This window comes from Polymorphospora sp. A560 (genome assembly GCF_045781765.1).
Taxonomy (GTDB): Bacteria; Actinomycetota; Actinomycetes; order Mycobacteriales; family Micromonosporaceae; genus Polymorphospora; species Polymorphospora lycopeni.
Genome location: NZ_CP122282.1, coordinates 2,414,398 through 2,431,580, shown reverse-complemented (window position 1 = coordinate 2,431,580; position 17,183 = coordinate 2,414,398). Strand labels below are relative to the sequence as shown.

Genomic DNA, 17,183 nt, shown 5'->3' with positions numbered 1-17,183 from the left:
CCTCACCCGATGCGGTACTGGTTCTCCATGCGGCCGACGGCCGCATCGAATATGTCCAGCGCCCGGTCGGCGAGTTCCTGGGTCATCACCAGCGGTGGGGTGATGCGCATGATCGGGGCGGCGCTGGCGACGAGGATGCCGTTGGTCACGAGCTCCCGGTACAGGTACTCCGCGGCCTCCTGGCTGATCCGCTCCTTCGTCTGGCGGTCGGTGACGAACTCGACCGCCATCAGCATGCCCTTGCCCCGGACGTCCCCCATGGACTGGTGCCGGGTCTGCATCTCCTCGAGTCTGCCCTTGATGTGGGCGCCGACGACGGCCGCGTTCTCGATGAGGTTCTCGTTGACGATGGTGATCAACGTGGCGAGGCCGGCGGCGGCGGAGACCGGGCTGCCGCCGTACGTGCTCGTGCCGCCGTTGTGCTGGGCCCAGGGCAGCGACGACATGACCCGCTCCGACGAGGCGACCACGCCCAGCGGGAAGCCGGAGCCGATGCCCTTGCCCATCGTCATGATGTCGGGCTCGATGTCGTAGTGCTCCGAGGCCCACATCTTGCCCGTACGCCCGGCCGAGGTGAGCACCTCGTCGATGAAGAGCAGGATGTCGTTGCGGCGGCAGAATTCCTGGATCTTCGTGAAGTACTCCGGCGGCGGCACGATCGCACCGCCGGCGCCCTGGATCGCCTCGGCCACGACGGCGGCGACGTTGCCGGTCGTCTCCTGCTCGAAGACGTTCTCGATGAAGTCGGCACACTTGGCGCCACAGGTCTTCGGCTCCAGCATCAGCGGACAGCGGTAGCAGTAGGCGTTGGGTGTCTGGTAGAAGCCGCTGGCGAGCGGCCCGAAGCCCTTCTTGTAGCCGCCGCCCATCAGCGACAGCGCGCCCAGCGTCTTGCCGTGGAAGGCACGGTAGAGGGAGATGAACTCGGTGCGGCGCGTGTGCGACCGGGCGAGCCTCAGCCCGGCCTCCACGGTCTCCGCGCCGGACGTGTACATCTGTACCCTGTCCAGACCCTCCGGCAGCACCGACACCAGGTAGTCCAGGAAGTCCGCCCGGGACTGCGACGTGTAGTCGTAGATGTGGATGAACTTCTCGATCTCCGCTTTGATCGCCTGTACGACCGTGGGGTGCGCGTGCCCGGTAACCGTGACGACGGTGCCGGAGCTGAAGTCGATGAAGATGTTGCCGTCGACATCTTCGACAAGCGCGCCGAACCCCTGGTTGACAGCCACGCCGGACAGGGTCGACAGCGCCGACAGCCCTGGGGAACTGTGCACGCGCTCCCGGTCGACCAGCGCCCGGGAGCGCGGGCCGGGTACCTCGGTCACGAGCCGCGGAAGCTCGCTCACGTCGATGTTCTGCAACTGCGTCGGTTGGACAGCGGTCATCGGTCCTCCAAACGATCGTCGACCTCGGGTGCGTTCGAAACGTGCCGACCGGTCAGGCGTTCCGGTTGCCGGAGAGGATGTCGTTGACGTCCCACTTGCCGGTCGCCCGGGTCCGTGGCGCCTTTTCGGTGTGCACGTCGAGCACGTACGGCCGGCCCGAGTCCAACGCCGTGCGCAGCGCCGACCTGAGGTCGGCGGGGTCGGTGACGACGGCGCCCAGCGCACCGCACGCCTGGGCCAGAGCGGCGAAGTCGGGGTTGTACGGCTTTCCGTCCGGCGTACGGAACGTCGTACCCAGCGCGCCCAGGGCGTGCTTGTGCTGATAGACCGAGATCGAGCTGTATCCGAAGTTGTTCATCACGACCCAGACGACCGGGATGTCGTACTCCACGGCGGTGACGACAGCGCTGAGGATCGACGTGAACGCACCGTCGCCCACCTCCGCCACGACCGCCCGCTCCGGCGCGCCGACCTTGGCGCCCAGCGCCGCCGCGACCGCGCCGCCCATCGTGCCCCAGCCGGAGGCGACGTAGTGGTCGCGCGGGTCGTAGACGTCGAACTGCTGCGCCACCTGGTGGCGGATGCCGACGTCGGTGAGGAAGATGCCGTCGCGCGGAAGCACCTCACGGATGTCGCCGAGCAGCCGCTCGACCGTGATCGGCGTGGCGTCGCTGTGCCGACCCTGCTCGATGTCCGCGCGCCAGGCGCGGATGCCTTCCTGGATCGCCGCGAACCGCGCGGAGCTCTCCCAGTTCCGGCGCGGCGTGGCCCCACGGATCTCGGCCAGCAACTGGCCGACGAAGGCGCCGACGTCGGCGACGACGCCGAGCGCCACCGGGTACGTGCGTCCGATCTGGCTGGCGTCCACGTCGACCTGCACGATCTGGGTGGGCGGAACGCGGAACGACACCTCCGGGTCGTACGAGCTGGTCTCCATCTCGCCGAACCGCGTGCCTAGTGCGAGGACGACATCGGCGCTGTTGACCAGGGCGTGGCCAAGCGGCGTGCCCACCGTCGCGGTGTAGCCGGCGCAGAGCGGGTGGTCCTGCGGGATCACGCCCTGCCCGGCCATCGTCGTGACGACCGGGATGCCGAGGTGCTCGGCCAGGGCGAGCAGCGAGTCCCGGGCTCGCGACCGGGCGGCTCCCCCGCCCGCGTAGATGACCGGCCGTTCCGCCTCGACCAGCATGTGGGCGGCACGGGCGACCTGGGTGTCCGGAGCGTACGTCCGCCGGTCGGCCGGCACGCGACGTGCGGCGACGTGGATGTCGTCGCGGAACGTGGCGGAGAAGAAGTCCATCGGTACGTCGAGCAGGACCGGCCCGGGCTGGTCGGCCAGGGCGATCTGGCAGGCCCGGCCGGTGACGTCGGCCAGGCCCTCACGACTGGCGACCTTCCAGGCCCGCTTCACCAGTGGCCGCACCATCTCGACCTGCTGGGCCTCGCCGTGCAGGTCGAGCTCCTGGAAGCCGCCCCGACCGGCGAGATACGACGGCACGTCGCCGGCGATCACGACCATGCCGGCACCGTCGAGTGCCGCGTCACCGATGCCGGTAAGGGCGTTGGTCAGGCCAGGTCCGATCGTGGTGAGCACGGCGGCGAGTTGGCCGGTGGCCCGGAAGTATCCGTCCGCGGCATGTGCGGCGACCTGCTCGTGGCGAACTCCGATGAAGGTCAACGACGATTGCTCGATCGCGCCCAGCATCGCAAGGTTGGTGTGGCCACACATTCCGAAGACGTATCGCACGCCGTACGCCTCGAGGGTCGCCACGATGGCCTGCGCGCCCGACCGGACCTTCGCCCGGACACCGCTTTCCGTCGTAGCCTCGACGAGATCGTCGCGCTCCCGCACTGCCTCAACCACCCAAGCCTCCTGTCATCGTTTCTGCTCGTCGTCGTGGCCGGCGGCGGTCAGCGGACCGTGGGCGCCAGCTCGGTGCCGAGGTCGGCGACCGCCTTCGCCAGCAGGCGCGTCGCGTCCTTGAGCTGCTCGCCGGAGAGGCGCCAGCTCGGTCCGCTGATCCCGAGCGCGCCCACCACGGCGCCGTTGCTGGATCGCACCGGCGCGGCCACGCACGTCAGCCCTTCGTCCCACTCCCCCACGTCCACGGCGACGCCGTCGGCACGGATCCGCTCGAGCCCCTCGACGAAGGCGTCCAGCTCGGTCACGGTGTGCCGGGTGCGGGAGGCCATGCCGGTCCGCTTCAGCAGCCGCCGGACGTCGGTCTCGTCCATCCACGCGACCAGCGCCTTGCCCATCGCCGTGGCGTTGACCGGACGATGGGATCCGATCGGCGAGAGCAACTTGACCGGCTGCGGCGACTCGATCCGGTCGACGTAGAGCACCTGCTGCATGTCAAGAACGCCCAGGTAGGACGACTCGCCGACGCGGAGGGTCAGGTCTTCGAGGTAGGGCCGGCTGGTCACCCGCAGGTGGCTGTTGGCCAGCGCCTGGCCACCGATCGAGAACAGCCGCATGCCCACCCGGTAGCGGCGCAGACCGTCCTGCTCGACGAAGCCACGCGACTCGAGGTTGAACAGAACCCGGGCCACCGTCGACTTCGGCAGCCCGAGCCGGTCGGCCAGCTCGGTCAGTGTCTGCCCGACCTCCGGCGCCTCGGTGCTGAGTGTTTCGAGCACATCCAACGCACGCTGGATCGACTGCGACATGGCCGTCGTGTGGGCTGCTGCCGCGGCTCCCTGCTGGGTGGCCACCCTGCCTCCTGAATCTGTTCTGGATGGTGCCGGCGATGCATGGCGCTCGGCCATTTTGGAACTCGGTACCAAAACGGAGAGTAGAGACGATTGCGCAGGTCGTCAAGGCATTGATCTAGAAGTCAGTGCTTGACGCAAGTTCGATCAGCCATTTACTTTGGCACTCGTTACCAGGACGGAGCCTCATCAGTCCGGTAGCCCCGTCCACGCTCCGCGACCTTGGTGGTGCCACACGGCACATCGGCCGACGGCGAGCACCACCCCGTGCTGGCGACGTGAAAGGACCAACGCAGATGGACGCAGGAGTTCGCATCGGTCTGTCCCGTGCCCTGTCCCGCCGAACACTCCTCGGCGCCGGTGGCGCTGCTCTTCTTGCCGGAACCCTGGCGGCCTGCGGTCGCGGATCCGGCGGGCGCGACTCCGGCGCGACGCTGACCTACAACACGCCTTCGTTCGGAGTCGAGCAGGTCACGCCCTACCTCGACACCTTCAAGCAGCAGTACGGCAGCGCGGTGACCGTCTCCGCTGTGCCGAAGGACTACCACCCGACCACCGAGACGCGGCTGCGCGGCGGAACCGACTACACGGTCGTCACCTGCGACGAGGGCTACCCGCAAAAATGGCTCAAGGAGGGCTGGCTGGTCAGTGTCGAAGACAAGCTGGACCTGTCGAAGGTCAAGAACGACATGTACCCGTCGCTGCTGCAGTCGGCCACGGTCGACAACAAGCTGGTCGCACTTCCCGGCAACGGCCTGACGAAGGTCATGGTCTACAACGAGGCGGTACTCGGCGGCCTCGACCCGGCTGACGACTGGGAGGCGTTCTTCACCCAGCTCACCTCGCTCAAAGACAAGGGCGGGTCACGGTACCCGTTCGTGCCGATGTGGACGAAGGCCTACAGCCTCATCACGTACTTCGCGATCGGTGACAGCTACTCCCGCGGCGCGAAGGACTGGTTCGACCCCGACACGCTGGCCCCGCGCTACCAGGACGACCCGGCCGTAATCGAGACGATCGAGTTCTGGCGTCGGCTGTGGGAGGCCGAGCTGGTGCCTCCGGATGTCCTGACGGCCGACCACAACGCGACCGCGGAGATCTTCGCCGCCGGCAACTCGGCGTACTTCCAGCACAACCTCTCGCAGGTCCTCCCGGTGCTCAACCTCGACACGACCAAGTACGCCAAGGTCGCCGGGAAGATCAAGCTCATGATGTACCCGGGTACGACCCACGAGTGCCTGACCGGCACGAACTGGGTGTGCCTCACGAAGTCGGGCGCCGAGGTCGAGCACGGTCCCGAACTCGCGCGGTTCCTCGGCGGCCTGGACAAGGAGGACAAGTACCTCGTCCCGACTCGGTACCGCGCCATCGACCTCGGCGTCGAGCCGGGCTACGCGCCGGTGTTCGAGGAAGCCGACGTCATCGCCAAGTGGAGCACGTTCACCGACCCCACGCTGGTGGCCGAGCAGAAGGCGAAGTCACGGCTGATCGGGCCGGTCGTGCAGCAGGGATGGTTCACCGAGTGGCTCGACCGTACGGCGTCCGAGCTACAGAACGCCATCCTCGGCAAGGTGAGCATCAAGGACGCGCTGACCGCCTCGGCGTCCTTCGCACAGGGGCGGTGATGGCCACTCAGCCGACCGCTGTCGTGCCGCCGTCGCACGCGGCGGCACGACGAGCGGCACGGCGGCGCGAGCGCCTCGGCGAGGTCGCGCTCATCGGCCCGGCCATCGTGGTGGTACTGGGCGTGCTCGTCTACCCGTTGATCCACTCGCTGTGGTTGAGCCTCACCGAGCCCACCGACGACGGCAGCACCTTCGGCCTGGGCAGCTACGCCGCCGTCTTCAGCGATCCGGTCCTACCCATCGCCCTGCGCAACACGTTCCTGTTCGCCGCCATCGCGATCGTCGGCTCGATCGTGCTCGGGCTGGGCATGGCGTTGCTGTTGAACCTCCCCTCGCCGCTGCGGAGCTTCGGCCGAGCAGCCATGCTCATTCCCTGGTCGATGTCCCAGGTGGCGGTGGCCGTCATCTGGGGCTGGATCTACAACGGCTCGTACGGCGCCCTTAACGGTCTGCTGTTCGAACTCGGGCTCATCGACGCGTACCGCGCGTGGCTCAACGACGGCACCACCGCGTTCGTCCTGTTGGGCGCGGCGTTCATCTGGAGCATCGCACCGTACGCGACCCTGATCTTCCTGTCCGGGCTGCAGGCGATTCCACGGGAGCAGTACGAGGCCGCGCAGATCGACCAGGCCAACGTCTTCCAGCGCTTCCGCTACATCACGCTGCCGTGGCTGCGCAGCAGCTTCGCTGTCGTGTTCGTGGTCGCCTCGCTCGAGGGCTTCCTCGCGTTCAGCCTCGTCTACATGCTCACCAACGGAGGCCCCGGATACGAGACGACGGTGCTCGCCTGGTGGGGCTACGCGACGATGTTCACCTACGGGGCGGCCGAGAAGGGCGCGGCGATCCTCTACTTCCTCACGGCGATCGTCATGGCCGTGTCCCTCGTCTACATGCGGGCGCTTCGGCGTCCCGCCGTCTGAACGGGAAGCGGCGATGCAGGCTACCCTGACCCGAACCACGCAGACAGCGACGAAAGCGGAGCCTCAGCGGCGGCCACGCCGGCGCTGGCGTACGGCTTGGGTGACGTCCGCGACCGTTCTGGTCATCATCTGGTCCATCGCCCCGTTCCTGTGGCTGATCCGCAGCAGCCTGTCGCCGGTGGGCGAGATGACGCGGACTCCGCCTGCCTGGTTGCCGGAGAGCGTCACGTTCGACAACTACATCGACCTGCTGGTCGCGCTCTTCGCCCCGGGAGACGGCACGACCACCGTCGAACTGATCGCGCTCGGCCTACAGAACAGCATGATCGTCTGCGTCGCGGTCACCCTGCTCAACGTCCTGCTCGGATTCAGCGCGGCCTACGGCTTCTCACGCGCGAAGGGCCGACTCTGGTCGACCGCCCTCAACGGGCTCATCGTCTCCCGGATGGTGCCGACGTTCGCCATCATCATCCCGCTGTTCCTGGTGTTCAGCCGCCTGGAAATATACGACACGTTCCTCGGGTTGGTGCTCGCCGAACTCGCGGTGACGCTGCCGTTCAGCATCTGGCTCATGAAGAGCTACCTCGACACGATCGACATCGAACTGGACGAACAGGCCCGGGTGGACGGCGCGTCGAAACCACAGGTACTGCGCAAGGTCATGCTGCCGGCGGCCCGTCCCGGCGTCGCCACCGCGGCCATTTTCACCTTCTTGACCAGCTGGAACTCGTTCATCTTCCCGCTCGTGCTGTCCTCCAGCCCGACGGTGATGACGGTCCAGCCGCAGATCGCCGCCACGTACAGCGACATGCGTGCCGACTACGACGTGATGTTCGCAAGCACCGTGCTCGCCTGCATCCCGCCGATGATCCTCGCGTTCATCCTGCAGCGGCAGCTCACCCAGGGGCTGCTGTCCGGGGCCATGAAGGGCTGACGCCGCCGGCCAAGCGCCGCCGGTCGGGCATCGGCGCGAGAACGAGGTTGAGGTCCTCCTGGGCACGGCCGAAGTGTTCTCACAACTCGACCATCTGTTCCTCCAACGCCATCAGCGTCACGCTGGTCCGCCCGGCTGTTCCTCGGCCAGGTCGCCCTGATCGACCCGACGCAACGCCTGCCGCTTCATGAGCCCGCCCGAGGAGGAAGCGATGTCCCGGATACCGATGCTGGCGCCGGAGGACCTCGACGACGACCAGCGCCGCGCCTTCGAGTCGATCACACGCGGCCCGCGCGGCGGTGCAGGGCGGGCCGCACTCGTAGATGATCGTGGCGCACTGCTCGGCCCGTTCAACGCGATGGTCACCGCTCCCACCGTCGGCGAACCGCTCCAAGCGCTTGGTGTGGCGATTCGGTACCGTACGGGCCTGTCGGCACGGGCACGGGAACTGGCGATCCTCACGGTCGCCGCACACCACCGCAGCGACTTCGAGTGGGAGGTGCACGTCCGGGACGGCCGTGCCGCCGGCCTCACCGACACCGAACTCGCCGCAGCCGTACACGGCGAGCCCGCCGCGCTCACCGACCCGACCGAACGCGTCGTCCTCCGAACCACCCGTGCGATGCTCCGGACGGGTGACCTGACCGACGACGAGTACACCACCGCCGTGGCGGCCATCGGCGAGGCCACACTGGTCGAGCTGACCACACTGGTGGGGTACTACGCCCTACTGGCGTTGCAGCTGAGGGTGTTCCGGGTGCCGGCCCGCGTGACCGGCCCTTGGACCGCGCAAACCACGGAGGACTGACGGATGCAACCAACCGACGCCCGGCAGTGGGTGTGGCAGCAGATCCGCCACCACCAGGACACCCTGACCGCCTCCGGCGAACTCGCCGAACGCCGTCGCCGGCAGCAGATTGGCTGGGTCTGGGCGATGGTCCGAGACGAGCTGCTCGACCGGCAAGGCCCGCCTTTCCATCCGTATACGCCTCCCGCTCGTGCGGGGTGCCTGCGCGCGAGTTCCCGCTTGAGCGTCTTGTAGTCGAGGACGGCGTCGATCCGGTCGGCGAGCTCGGCGACGTCCGGCTCGTCCTTCGCCCGGGGCTTGGAGCGGGACCGCGACGCGGTGAACGCCGCGCTCACGCTTCGGTACAGCAACGGCCCCACCGAAGGTGTCAACACCAAGACCAAACGGATCGCCCGCCAAATGCACGGACGAGCAGCCTTCACCCTGCTCCGCCACCGCATTCTCCTCGGATAGCAGCACGCTCCGTCACCACCGAACGTGAGACAGGGCCGTTCATTTGACAGACCCAGATCTGGACCCTACTCCGCCCCTACGCACCGCCCCCGCCGCGACTTGACAGATATAGGAGCGTCAACGCGCTGATGGAGAACTTCTGGTCGACGCTGAAGATCGAACTCGTCTACCGAACCTCCTGGCGGACCCGCGACGAGGCCAAGAACGCGATCTTCGCCTACATAGACGGCTGGTACAACACTCACCGCATCCAGAAAAACTGGGCTACCTCAGCCCTCACGAGTACGAGACCGCCTGGCACACCCGCCAACACAACCCAGCCGAGCCACCTATCACCACCCCTGCGCCAGCCGGCAGCAGGTAACCACCGCTCCATCAAGGCGGGGCGAACTCACATCGCCGAGATCAGCTCAATAGGTGAGGTAGGCCTTATTTTTGCCCTCGTGATACGTTTTCAGTTGCTCGTAGGTTACGAACGTCGTCCCCTGATATGGATCCATCAGAGCGATCCGCTCTAACTGGTTCTGGACATTATAGACGGCTCCCACTATAGCGGTGGGGTACGGTTGTCCAACAAGATTGGGGTCGTATTCCATGACTGGCACACCGTCGAAGACCGTCCCCTCGGCGCCGACCTTGTGTGCGTACTCCAGCACGATCGGCCGCCCCTGGTCCAGCTGCGCCTTTATCGCGTGCGGATCCGGCATCGGGGGCCACACGACAGCGTCGATCCCGTAATGGCGATCCCCGTGCCCAACTTTCCTAAGCGCCCATTCGACGGGAAGGCCCCGATTCGCACGCTCTGGAGCGCTGCAGACCTCCTGCTCGGGCAGTCCGACTACCGCAGCCATAAGCTTGCACTGGGTCCAGGAACATTCCTCACCCCTCAGCCACGCGTAGTATTTGGCGATCTGCACCACCAGGGCCACCGCGCCCCATCGGCTCACTACCGGCCGCGCGTAGTCGACCTTAAGCGACTTATAGGTACTGCTCACAAATACCTCATCTCGCCAAGTGGCCCCATGTTGGCCCTGGTGACGCCACGGTCTACGACCCAACTGAGTCCTGTGCCGAGGTAGCACCCATGGGCCGCCGGACAGAAGGAGTCTACTCATTGCTCGATCTGGAAACAAAAGATCATTCTTTAGATCAAATATCTAGGATTCCCGCTAATGTCACCTCCTCAGGCCCCAAGCGGGCAGCGACTCCGCGTCCCAGAATTGACGAGAAGGAACGATAGCCTATCACGCCCTGGCGCCCCGAGAGTGAAAAGCTTTCAGCTAATCAAGAGGCACTTGGCCTACAGGGCGTTGATTTACGCCTTTTGCGGTTTGCGCGTTTAGTGTGCTGATCCCAGCGGCTTTCGGGTAGGTGTTTGTATTCGAAGTGGGTCAGGTGCAGGGCAGCGGTGACGAGGCCGCCGATGCGACGTTGGCTTGCGGTGGTGTGCCGCTAAGGGCTTGCAGAGGAATAACGAGCGGTTTTCGGGGCTGGCGTTGTCTGATGTCTCCGATCTGGATGCCGGTGAGGTGCCGTTGGGTAAGACGCGTCGGGTGAGTGAGGGCCGTAAGCGGCTGGTCGATCTTGATCCGGGCTGCGGCCGGCGTTGTTGGGCGTCGGTCGAGCCGGACATGCGTGGGGATCCGATGTCGCCGCTGCGGTCCGCCGGGGCGGGGTGTGTACAAATAACGGCCCTGTCTCACATTCGGTGGTGACGGAGCGTGCTGCTATCCGAGGAGGATGCGGTGGCGGAGCAGGGTGAAGCCTGCTCGTCCGTGCATTTGGCGTGCGATCCGTTTGGTCTTGGTGTTGACGCCTTCGGTGGGGCCGTTGCTGTACGGAAGCGTGAGCGCGGCGTTCACCGCGTCGCGGTCCCGCTCGAGGCCTCGGGTGAAGGCATGCAGATGAGGCAGTTCGACCGCACGGACGCCGTTGATCCAGTGCGAGAGCCGGTCGTCGTTTCCTGCGTGAGGCGTCAGGAGTTCGGCGAAGCCTGCGACAACGGCGGCCAGTTTGGTCATCTCGGGGCAGGCGGCGGTGAGCCGTGCCAGGAGACTTCGATGTTCGGGTTTGAGGTTGTCGGGTCGGGTGAGGATCATCCGGGCGAGCCGGCGTGGGGAGATGTGGCTGCGGTCGGCGTCCGCGCGGCCTTGGTTGATGTACTTGTGCAGGAGGTTCAGGCAGCCGGTGTATCCGAGGGCCTTGATCTGTTCGAACAGGTGCGCGATGGGGACGGCGGGGTCCTCGGTCCGGCGTTTGCGTAGGTGTTCGCGGTAGGGGTCGACGAGGCTGGCGCGGTATTTGGGGACGCGGAGCATCCGTTCGGGCCGGTCGGCTCGCGCGTAGCGTTTGACGGTGTTCAGGGCCAGTTGCAGGCGGCGGGCGCATTCGAGCAGGCCCACGCCCTGGTCGAGGAGGCGGTGGACCTGGTGCCAGCGTTCCAGGGTGGTTCGAGCGCGGGGTCCGTCGTAGATGGGTGCGTCCAGTACGGCGGCCCAGCAGGTGCTGTGTGCCTTCACCTCGTTCAGTGCGGCTTCGCACAGGTTGTGCCACAGGTGCCACCTGTCCGCGACCTGCACCGCGTCGGGCAGGGCGCGACGGATGGCCTCAGCGTAGGTAGCGGAGCCGTCACGGCACACGACCTCGACGCCCGGATGCCCGCGTAGCCAGGCTTCGAGGGTGTCGGCGGTGCGGTCGGGCAGCACGTCGATCCGTTCATGTGTCTCGGCGTCGATCACCACGGTGGCGTAGCGGTGCCGCCGGCGCAGAGCGAAGTCGTCGACGCCGATCACCCGGGACGTCCGCCCGGCGGGCAACGGGATACGCAGCAGGGCGCGCAGGGCCGTGTGGCGGGACAGGCCGACCGCGAGTACCGCCAGCAGACGTGCCCCCGCCCGGCCCGCCAACTCCTTGACCACCGCCGCGACGTGCCTGGACAGGCGGATCGTGCGCCGCTGGTAACGCTCCAGCACTCCGGGCATCTGCTCGCGGAACGTCTGCCGGCAGCCCCGCGTGGGGCACACCAGGCGCCGAACCCGCACACGGACCACCACCCGCCGTCCGTCGACCGGCACGTCGGCCACCGTCCGCAGGTGAAATCCGTGCACCCGCCCCGACGACGCCCCGCACACCGGACAGACCGCGGTCCCTTGTGGAGTCCGTGCCCGCACCACGATCCGCTCGCCCTCGTCGGCCACATCCTCTATGACCAGCGGAGACAGACCCGAAAACACCGTCCGCACAAGCACGTCGACATCCATCACGCGAGTGTCAACAACCCCCACAACTCTCCGTCACCACCGAATGTGAGACAGGGCCGTTAACTTGACACTCCCACCCAGCAGTCGATCACCAGTTGGATTACACAAAGTAGCGCCGTCTGCGCTCTGTGTTTCCCTCGGGGAGGTGTCGTGATGCTTGGATGGAGTAGGCGCGATCGTTGGTTGTCGCGTTCACGCGGTTCGGACCTAGGTCGGGATCGGGCAGTCCGTGGTATCGCCTATGGTCTGGCGGTCGTGCTGGCCACGACAATGACTGACTGGGTGGTGAGGTCACCTGCGGTGGCGGCACCGCCGAATCCTGCGGTGCCAGCTGGACAAACGGTATCGAGCGAGCCGTTGGAACGGCCGGACGAGGTGACGGCGCGGATGACCGGCAAGCGAGTGAAGATCGCCGGTCAGACGTCGGAGACGTCGGAGTTCTGGGCGTTGCCGTCGGGTGCGATCGAGGCCGAAGTCCATGCAGGTCCGGTGCGGATGCCGGACGGCGCTGGTGGCTGGTCGGACGTGGACGTGACGTTGAGACGTGCATCCGACGGGTCGGTCGCACCTATCGCGCATCCTTACGGATTGCGGCTGTCCGGGGCGTCGACAGCTGACGAGACCGAGCTGGTGAGCCTCGGTACGGATGGCGAGCGGTCGGTACTCGGTTGGCTGGGACACCTCCCGCAGCCTGTGCTGGAGGGGACAAAGGGGATGTATCCGGAGGCGCGGCCGGGTGTCGACCTGGTCGTGTCGGCCACCCGTACCGGCTATGAGCGGGGTGGCGGGTTGGCTGGAGCGTCGCTCCTCGAGGGAACGGCAAGTACGGATGGACGTTTCGTGTGCGCACCGGCCGCGGTCGGAAATGGGATATCTTCATAGGGCCGATGACTTGATGCTTGAGGGGTTAATGGAAAACGCACTGAAGAAGAATCTTGCCTCGATCACTGGAGCAGCAGATATCAGTTGGAAGATCGACAAGGATGGCGTTAGCTCCGTCTTCGTCAAGCCATTCAACATCGAATCGTGCCCGTTCAGTGTCGCCTGGAGCTCCCATGAAACCGTCATGGGCTTCGAAACTGGGGCTAGGTTCGAACTGGATGCAGGCGAAGATGATCTGGCGACGCTGTACACGCTAATCGAATCTGTAATCCTAGGGCGCGTTCGGGAGGTTCGAGTCGGGCGAACGGTGGCAATGTCCCTCGAACTCGAAGACGGTCGCACAGTAAGCGATCCACCAATTGAAGATGGCAACGAAATGGCAACGGTACGCCAATACCTGCCGTACCTGACCTGACTTGCCTTTCGCCTAGCTCTGCTCTGGCGAGGTTCCAAGCGCATGCCTAGCATCCTCCACCCAAGCCTCCGCTCGGGTGGAGGATGCTAGGCGGCGCCGCGGATCCTGGCGTGCATCGGCGCCGCGAGTTACTGCGCTCAGGCCATGGGGCACCTCGATGCGGTGGGTGCCGGGCGGAGTTCACCACCCCTTGCCAGATCTTCTTGACCCTCAACAGTTCGCGCCACAGATGCACCACGTTCCCCACACGGCCGGGCACCGCTACCCGTCGCTCCCACGGGTGGACGGCAGTGGCCACGACGAGCACGCCAGCGGCAGGCCCAAGGCGAGCCGCTGGGAGCCGGGTCCGGCCCCGGGCCGGCGGTATCGCAGCCGGAAAGGGGGTATGGCGGCGGTCTGGTTGGGGGCACGGGTCGTTCCCCCTCGCGCCGCCAGAGGGCGTCAACCTCGGCGGGTTTCCAGGCACGGGTCGGCGAAGGTGGGGAAATGAGTTCGCGAAGCCGGGGCGCGATCACCGTCGAGCACACCGGGTCGATAGCGAGGCGCCGTGGCGCTGGTGGGCGCGTTGCCTTTTCGGGCAGCGCGTCGGGGAACGTTCCCGGATCAGGGTCGCGGGTAATCGCGAGAACAGACCCTGACGAAACAGGTGGATGGCAGGGGGAGTTACCCCCGGTGCGGCGGTCCGCTGAACCAGTCGGTACGCCGTGCCGGGGGAACTCGCGTCAGAGTGGGCGGATGTTCTCTGCCTGCAGGCCCCGCTGGCCCTGGGCAATGTCGAACTCCACCCGCTGGTTCTCCTCAAGGCTGCGGAAGCCGCTCGCCGAGATGGCCGAAAAGTGGGCAAAAACGTCGGCGCCGCCCCCGTCCTGGGCGATGAAGCCGAACCCCTTGTCCGCGTTGAACCACTTGACGGTACCGGAAGCCATGTCTTTCTCCTTCGCAGGCTACTGAAACGCCGCACCATGCGGAGTCTCGTGTCGCCGCGTTGATCGCCCGCGTCCGGACAAGACGAAATAAAGAAGCGCCTGGGGCTCAGATACCCATCAGGCGCTGGCAACGTCTACGGAAATCAAAACTGCAACCTGGCCACCGTAGCACGAAAGTTGGGGTTGCCGTTTCACGGCGTCTTCTGACCATGCTCTGATCGCCACCCGGATCCGCTGCGGTGACGTGTGCCTACGCCCGCAACCAGCAGATGACCTCGACCACCAGAACGAAGCGTCCGTCAGTCGTCCCTGGAAGCGGCATCGCCGCGAGGGCGATGCAGCCGCTCGGCATCCAGCCGCCCCGCACGCGATTTCATACAACGCGCCGTGACCACGACGGTGCCCGCTCACCCCCGACAACTTCACCAACGACCGGACCGCCCCGTCGGCGCACAACATCGCGTCGGCAGGACCGGACAGCGCGTTCGCCCATGCGGGCAGGCAGGGGCACAAGCCCCGACGGAAGTCGGCCAACACCGACGTCGGGTCAGCTACCGGCCAACTCGCCGGGGCGTGGGCTGGTACCAGCCGACTCAGGTGGTCCAGAATCGTGGCCACGGACACCGCCTCGATCATCGTGTCCTTCCGAGGAACCGGAAGATCGTCAGAGAGCGCCGTCCTTTGTCGAGCATGGACACGCCCACGTCCCGACGGCATCAGAAACGCTCCCGCACGCCGCAATTGAAGCTCAGGTTACGCGAAGTCCGGAAAAGTCCGGAAGAGAGCCGCGAAATGCTCCAGTATGGACACAGGGCAGATCTGCCATCGGCCAACCGCGATCACATAGGCCGTGCCAGAGCCAGTATCTACTGGCCACGGACAGTCTAGGCGGGACAACGAACTCTCCCCGTGGCCGACGAATTGTGTGGTGCGAAGCGGCGTCCCGGGGCGCGGCCGAGTGGCCGCGAGTCAGATGTGGGAGGTCGTCGATTCTCGAGTGGAGCGCGATGTCGACGGTCCGCCTTTTCCAGACACCGAACCCGAAGGGTGGACAACCGCTGGCGAGCGGGGATGACCTGATCACGGCGATCGTACGAGCGACCATGACTCTGTCCTCGTGCACGCAACGGTCCGCCCGCGGAGCTGAGTGGTCCGCGGGCGTGCCCGATCATCTGAGCATCGCGGCTCTGAGCCGGGCCAGGGCACGCTTCAGCAGCCGGGAGACGTGCATCTGTGACAACCCGACCCGGGTGGCGATCTGCGCCTGGGTCAGGTCGCCGAAGAACCGCATGGTCAGGATTCGACGGTCACGTGCGGGAAGCGCCGCGAAGAGCGGCCGGAGCGTGAGGTGGTCGTCAACGGCCGCGTATCCTGGATCAACGTCGCCGACGAGCGCGAGGAGCTCGACGCCATCGGTCCCGGGCTTCGGCTCGTTCAGTGACGGCAGGCGGTAGACCTCGGCAGCGGCGGCGGCGGCCAGGACTTCGGCGACGGTCACCCCCAAGTGGTCAGCGAGCTCTCCGGAAGTCGGTTGCCGGCCCTGTCGCTGGACAAGTTCGCCTCGGGCGCTGGGCGCCCGGGCATTCAGTTCCTGGGCTGTGCGCGGCACCCGGATCGACCAAGTCGTGTCGCGGAAGTGCCGCCGGAGGGCGCCGAGAATGGTGGGGATGGCGTAGCTGGCGAACATCGGCCCTCGGTCGGGGTCGTATCCGTCGACAGCCTTGATCAGGGCGACGGCGCAGACCTGTGCCAAGTCCTCGTACGGTTCTCCGCGGCCGGTGTAGCGGCGGGCCAGTCGACCGGCCATCGGCAGGTTGGACTCGATGATCCGGGCTCGCAGCCGCGCACGGTCGGGATCGTCGGCGCTCAGGGCCGCGCGTCGACGCAACAGTTGCTCGGTGCTCCCGGTCTCAACAGTCAGAGTCGGAGGAGGAAAAACGACCGTCGCTTTCGCTAGGTGGGTGACCACTGTTCAACACCCCTTACGGGCCGGTGGCGGCGAGTCTGGCGGCCACCGGGGACCCGGGCGACATGGCAACCGTACGCCTCATCCCGCGGAATCGGCACCCCCCACCGGCAGCACTTTCGAAAGGTCGCTGTCCCATCTGGGCCGCGTTGGTGGGCGACCGGGCCGGTTGGTGGGCGGTCCCGGCGACAGTTGCTCGGAGCCGTCGACGATCGCCTGAGACAGTTCGGACAGCCGCCGGTTCCGGCTGCGGGCGTCGTGGCGCAGCAGCGCGAAGGCTTCGCCCACGTCCACCTGAAGGCGTTCAGCCAGGACCCCCTTGGCCTGCTCGATCAGGACGCGGCTGTGCAGGGCGGTCTGCAACTGTTCGGTGAGGATGTCACGTCGCTGGATGGCACGCTGTTGCAGCAGTCCGATGGTTGCCACGTCGGCGAGCGCCTGACCGATGCGGAGCTTGCCCTCATCGAGGGCTCCTGGCCGGACGTCGAAAAGGCTCAGTGTGCCGATGACCTCGGAGCGCAGGCACATGGGCAGGGCGTGCACCGCAGCGAAGCCGACCTCGGCCGCCGCGGCAGCGAATCTCGGCCAGCGACCGGCATTGGGCAGGTCTGCGACCGAAATCGGTTGACCGCTACGGAAGCAGTCCACGCAGGGACCCTGGTCGGTCTGGAGCTGGAACATCTCCAACAGCCGAGTACGTTCCGACGAGGCAGCCAGCACCTGCAGCGTGTCCCGCTGGTCGGTCAGGAGCAGCCCGGCCGCCGAGACACCCAGCAGCTCGACACACCTCTCGGTCAGCACGTGCAGGAACTCGATCACGTCGAAATCGTCGACCAGAGTGTCAGCCATCTCCACGAAGACGTCGGCTAGCTGGGCATCAACCATCTCATTCAC

Annotated in this window: 17 protein-coding genes and 1 pseudogene; 10 read left to right on the top strand and 8 right to left on the bottom strand. The window is 66.5% G+C overall.

The genetic code is table 11. From position 1 onward, the window contains the following. Nucleotides 1–2: 2 nt before the first annotated feature. Genes QCD66_RS11050 through QCD66_RS11040 form a run of 3 tightly spaced genes read right to left on the bottom strand, consistent with a single transcriptional unit; the run spans nt 3 to nt 4,103 of the window. Entirely contained in the window at nt 3–1,388 is a 1,386-nt protein-coding gene (locus tag QCD66_RS11050) for an aspartate aminotransferase family protein (protein ID WP_364222497.1), read from the bottom strand. Between the two features lie 52 nt (nt 1,389–1,440). Then, on the bottom strand, nt 1,441–3,252 hold the full coding sequence (locus tag QCD66_RS11045; protein WP_375736415.1) for a thiamine pyrophosphate-binding protein: 1,812 nt from the start codon (nt 3,250–3,252) through the stop codon (nt 1,441–1,443). 47 nt (nt 3,253–3,299) lie between these two features. Further along, a complete protein-coding gene (locus tag QCD66_RS11040; RefSeq protein ID WP_357541852.1) occupies nt 3,300–4,103 on the bottom strand; it encodes an IclR family transcriptional regulator in 804 nt (267 codons plus the stop codon). A gap of 293 nt (nt 4,104–4,396) precedes the next feature. Between QCD66_RS11040 and QCD66_RS11035 the strand changes: the two genes are divergently transcribed. From QCD66_RS11035 to QCD66_RS11005, 7 genes are all read left to right on the top strand, one after another. After that, nucleotides 4,397–5,725, top strand: coding sequence for an extracellular solute-binding protein (locus QCD66_RS11035; protein WP_364222488.1), 1,329 nt, complete (start codon nt 4,397–4,399; stop codon nt 5,723–5,725). Beyond that, nucleotides 5,725–6,645 carry a carbohydrate ABC transporter permease gene (locus QCD66_RS11030; protein WP_375736416.1) on the top strand — a complete coding sequence of 307 codons (921 nt, stop codon included), beginning with the start codon at nt 5,725–5,727 and terminating at the stop codon, nt 6,643–6,645. The genes QCD66_RS11035 and QCD66_RS11030 overlap by 1 nt, the downstream gene beginning before the upstream one ends. Nucleotides 6,646–6,745: 100 nt before the next feature. Further along, entirely contained in the window at nt 6,746–7,579 is an 834-nt protein-coding gene (locus QCD66_RS11025) for a carbohydrate ABC transporter permease (RefSeq protein ID WP_357528994.1), read from the top strand. A 211-nt stretch (nt 7,580–7,790) separates the two neighbouring features. Next, entirely contained in the window at nt 7,791–8,387 is a 597-nt protein-coding gene (locus tag QCD66_RS11020; RefSeq protein ID WP_375736417.1) for a carboxymuconolactone decarboxylase family protein, read from the top strand. A 3-nt stretch (nt 8,388–8,390) separates the two neighbouring features. Beyond that, the gene (locus QCD66_RS11015; RefSeq protein ID WP_375736418.1) at nt 8,391–8,621 is read left to right on the top strand and encodes a hypothetical protein; all 231 of its coding nucleotides are present in this window, start codon (nt 8,391–8,393) and stop codon (nt 8,619–8,621) included. 15 nt (nt 8,622–8,636) lie between these two features. After that, the gene (locus QCD66_RS11010; protein WP_375736420.1) at nt 8,637–8,840 is read left to right on the top strand and encodes a transposase; all 204 of its coding nucleotides are present in this window, start codon (nt 8,637–8,639) and stop codon (nt 8,838–8,840) included. A gap of 128 nt (nt 8,841–8,968) precedes the next feature. Beyond that, a complete protein-coding gene (locus QCD66_RS11005; RefSeq protein WP_375736419.1) occupies nt 8,969–9,358 on the top strand; it encodes an IS3 family transposase in 390 nt (129 codons plus the stop codon). Here the strand turns inward: QCD66_RS11005 and QCD66_RS11000 are convergent. After that, nucleotides 9,251–9,835, bottom strand: a complete 585-nt coding sequence (locus QCD66_RS11000) for a hypothetical protein (RefSeq protein ID WP_375736421.1) — start codon at nt 9,833–9,835, stop codon at nt 9,251–9,253. The genes QCD66_RS11005 and QCD66_RS11000 overlap by 108 nt on opposite strands. Before the next feature lie 510 nt (nt 9,836–10,345). Here QCD66_RS11000 and QCD66_RS10995 point away from each other — a divergent pair. Further along, nucleotides 10,346–10,501 (top strand): annotated as a pseudogene (locus QCD66_RS10995) (ISAzo13 family transposase); the annotation flags it as partial. Nucleotides 10,502–10,567: 66 nt separating this feature from the next. Here QCD66_RS10995 and QCD66_RS10990 read toward each other — a convergent pair. Continuing rightward, complete coding sequence (locus QCD66_RS10990) at nt 10,568–12,100, bottom strand: ISL3 family transposase (RefSeq protein WP_407567106.1); 1,533 nt, start codon at nt 12,098–12,100, stop codon at nt 10,568–10,570. A 387-nt stretch (nt 12,101–12,487) separates the two neighbouring features. Between QCD66_RS10990 and QCD66_RS10985 the strand changes: the two genes are divergently transcribed. After that, a complete protein-coding gene (locus QCD66_RS10985; RefSeq protein ID WP_375737292.1) occupies nt 12,488–12,982 on the top strand; it encodes a hypothetical protein in 495 nt (164 codons plus the stop codon). Between the two features lie 28 nt (nt 12,983–13,010). Continuing rightward, a complete protein-coding gene (locus QCD66_RS10980) occupies nt 13,011–13,397 on the top strand; it encodes a hypothetical protein (RefSeq protein ID WP_375737293.1) in 387 nt (128 codons plus the stop codon). Nucleotides 13,398–14,119: 722 nt separating this feature from the next. On the opposite strand, the gene QCD66_RS10975 is transcribed toward QCD66_RS10980, so the two are convergent. From QCD66_RS10975 to QCD66_RS10965, 3 genes are all read right to left on the bottom strand, one after another. Then, nucleotides 14,120–14,323: a cold-shock protein gene (locus QCD66_RS10975; RefSeq protein ID WP_375737294.1), complete on the bottom strand. Its 204-nt coding sequence runs from the start codon at nt 14,321–14,323 to the stop codon at nt 14,120–14,122. Nucleotides 14,324–15,491: 1,168 nt separating this feature from the next. Next, complete coding sequence (locus QCD66_RS10970) at nt 15,492–16,292, bottom strand: SigB/SigF/SigG family RNA polymerase sigma factor (protein WP_375737345.1); 801 nt, start codon at nt 16,290–16,292, stop codon at nt 15,492–15,494. A gap of 78 nt (nt 16,293–16,370) precedes the next feature. Continuing rightward, nucleotides 16,371–17,174: a GAF and ANTAR domain-containing protein gene (locus QCD66_RS10965; RefSeq protein ID WP_407567105.1), complete on the bottom strand. Its 804-nt coding sequence runs from the start codon at nt 17,172–17,174 to the stop codon at nt 16,371–16,373. Nucleotides 17,175–17,183 lie beyond the last annotated feature (9 nt).

What these genes read in the sequence shown, in the direction of transcription:
- QCD66_RS11050 (WP_364222497.1), bottom strand. Translation starts at nt 1,388, where the DNA reads ATGACCGCTGTCCAACCGACGCAGTTGCAGAACATCGACGTGAGCGAG.
- QCD66_RS11035 (WP_364222488.1), top strand. Translation starts at nt 4,397, where the DNA reads ATGGACGCAGGAGTTCGCATCGGTCTGTCCCGTGCCCTGTCCCGCCGA.
- QCD66_RS11030 (WP_375736416.1), top strand. Translation starts at nt 5,725, where the DNA reads ATGGCCACTCAGCCGACCGCTGTCGTGCCGCCGTCGCACGCGGCGGCA.
- QCD66_RS11020 (WP_375736417.1), top strand. Translation starts at nt 7,791, where the DNA reads ATGTCCCGGATACCGATGCTGGCGCCGGAGGACCTCGACGACGACCAG.
- QCD66_RS11015 (WP_375736418.1), top strand. Translation starts at nt 8,391, where the DNA reads ATGCAACCAACCGACGCCCGGCAGTGGGTGTGGCAGCAGATCCGCCAC.
- QCD66_RS11005 (WP_375736419.1), top strand. Translation starts at nt 8,969, where the DNA reads ATGGAGAACTTCTGGTCGACGCTGAAGATCGAACTCGTCTACCGAACC.
- QCD66_RS10990 (WP_407567106.1), bottom strand. Translation starts at nt 12,100, where the DNA reads ATGGATGTCGACGTGCTTGTGCGGACGGTGTTTTCGGGTCTGTCTCCG.
- QCD66_RS10985 (WP_375737292.1), top strand. Translation starts at nt 12,488, where the DNA reads ATGACCGGCAAGCGAGTGAAGATCGCCGGTCAGACGTCGGAGACGTCG.
- QCD66_RS10980 (WP_375737293.1), top strand. Translation starts at nt 13,011, where the DNA reads ATGGAAAACGCACTGAAGAAGAATCTTGCCTCGATCACTGGAGCAGCA.
- QCD66_RS10975 (WP_375737294.1), bottom strand. Translation starts at nt 14,323, where the DNA reads ATGGCTTCCGGTACCGTCAAGTGGTTCAACGCGGACAAGGGGTTCGGC.
- QCD66_RS10965 (WP_407567105.1), bottom strand. Translation starts at nt 17,174, where the DNA reads ATGGTTGATGCCCAGCTAGCCGACGTCTTCGTGGAGATGGCTGACACT.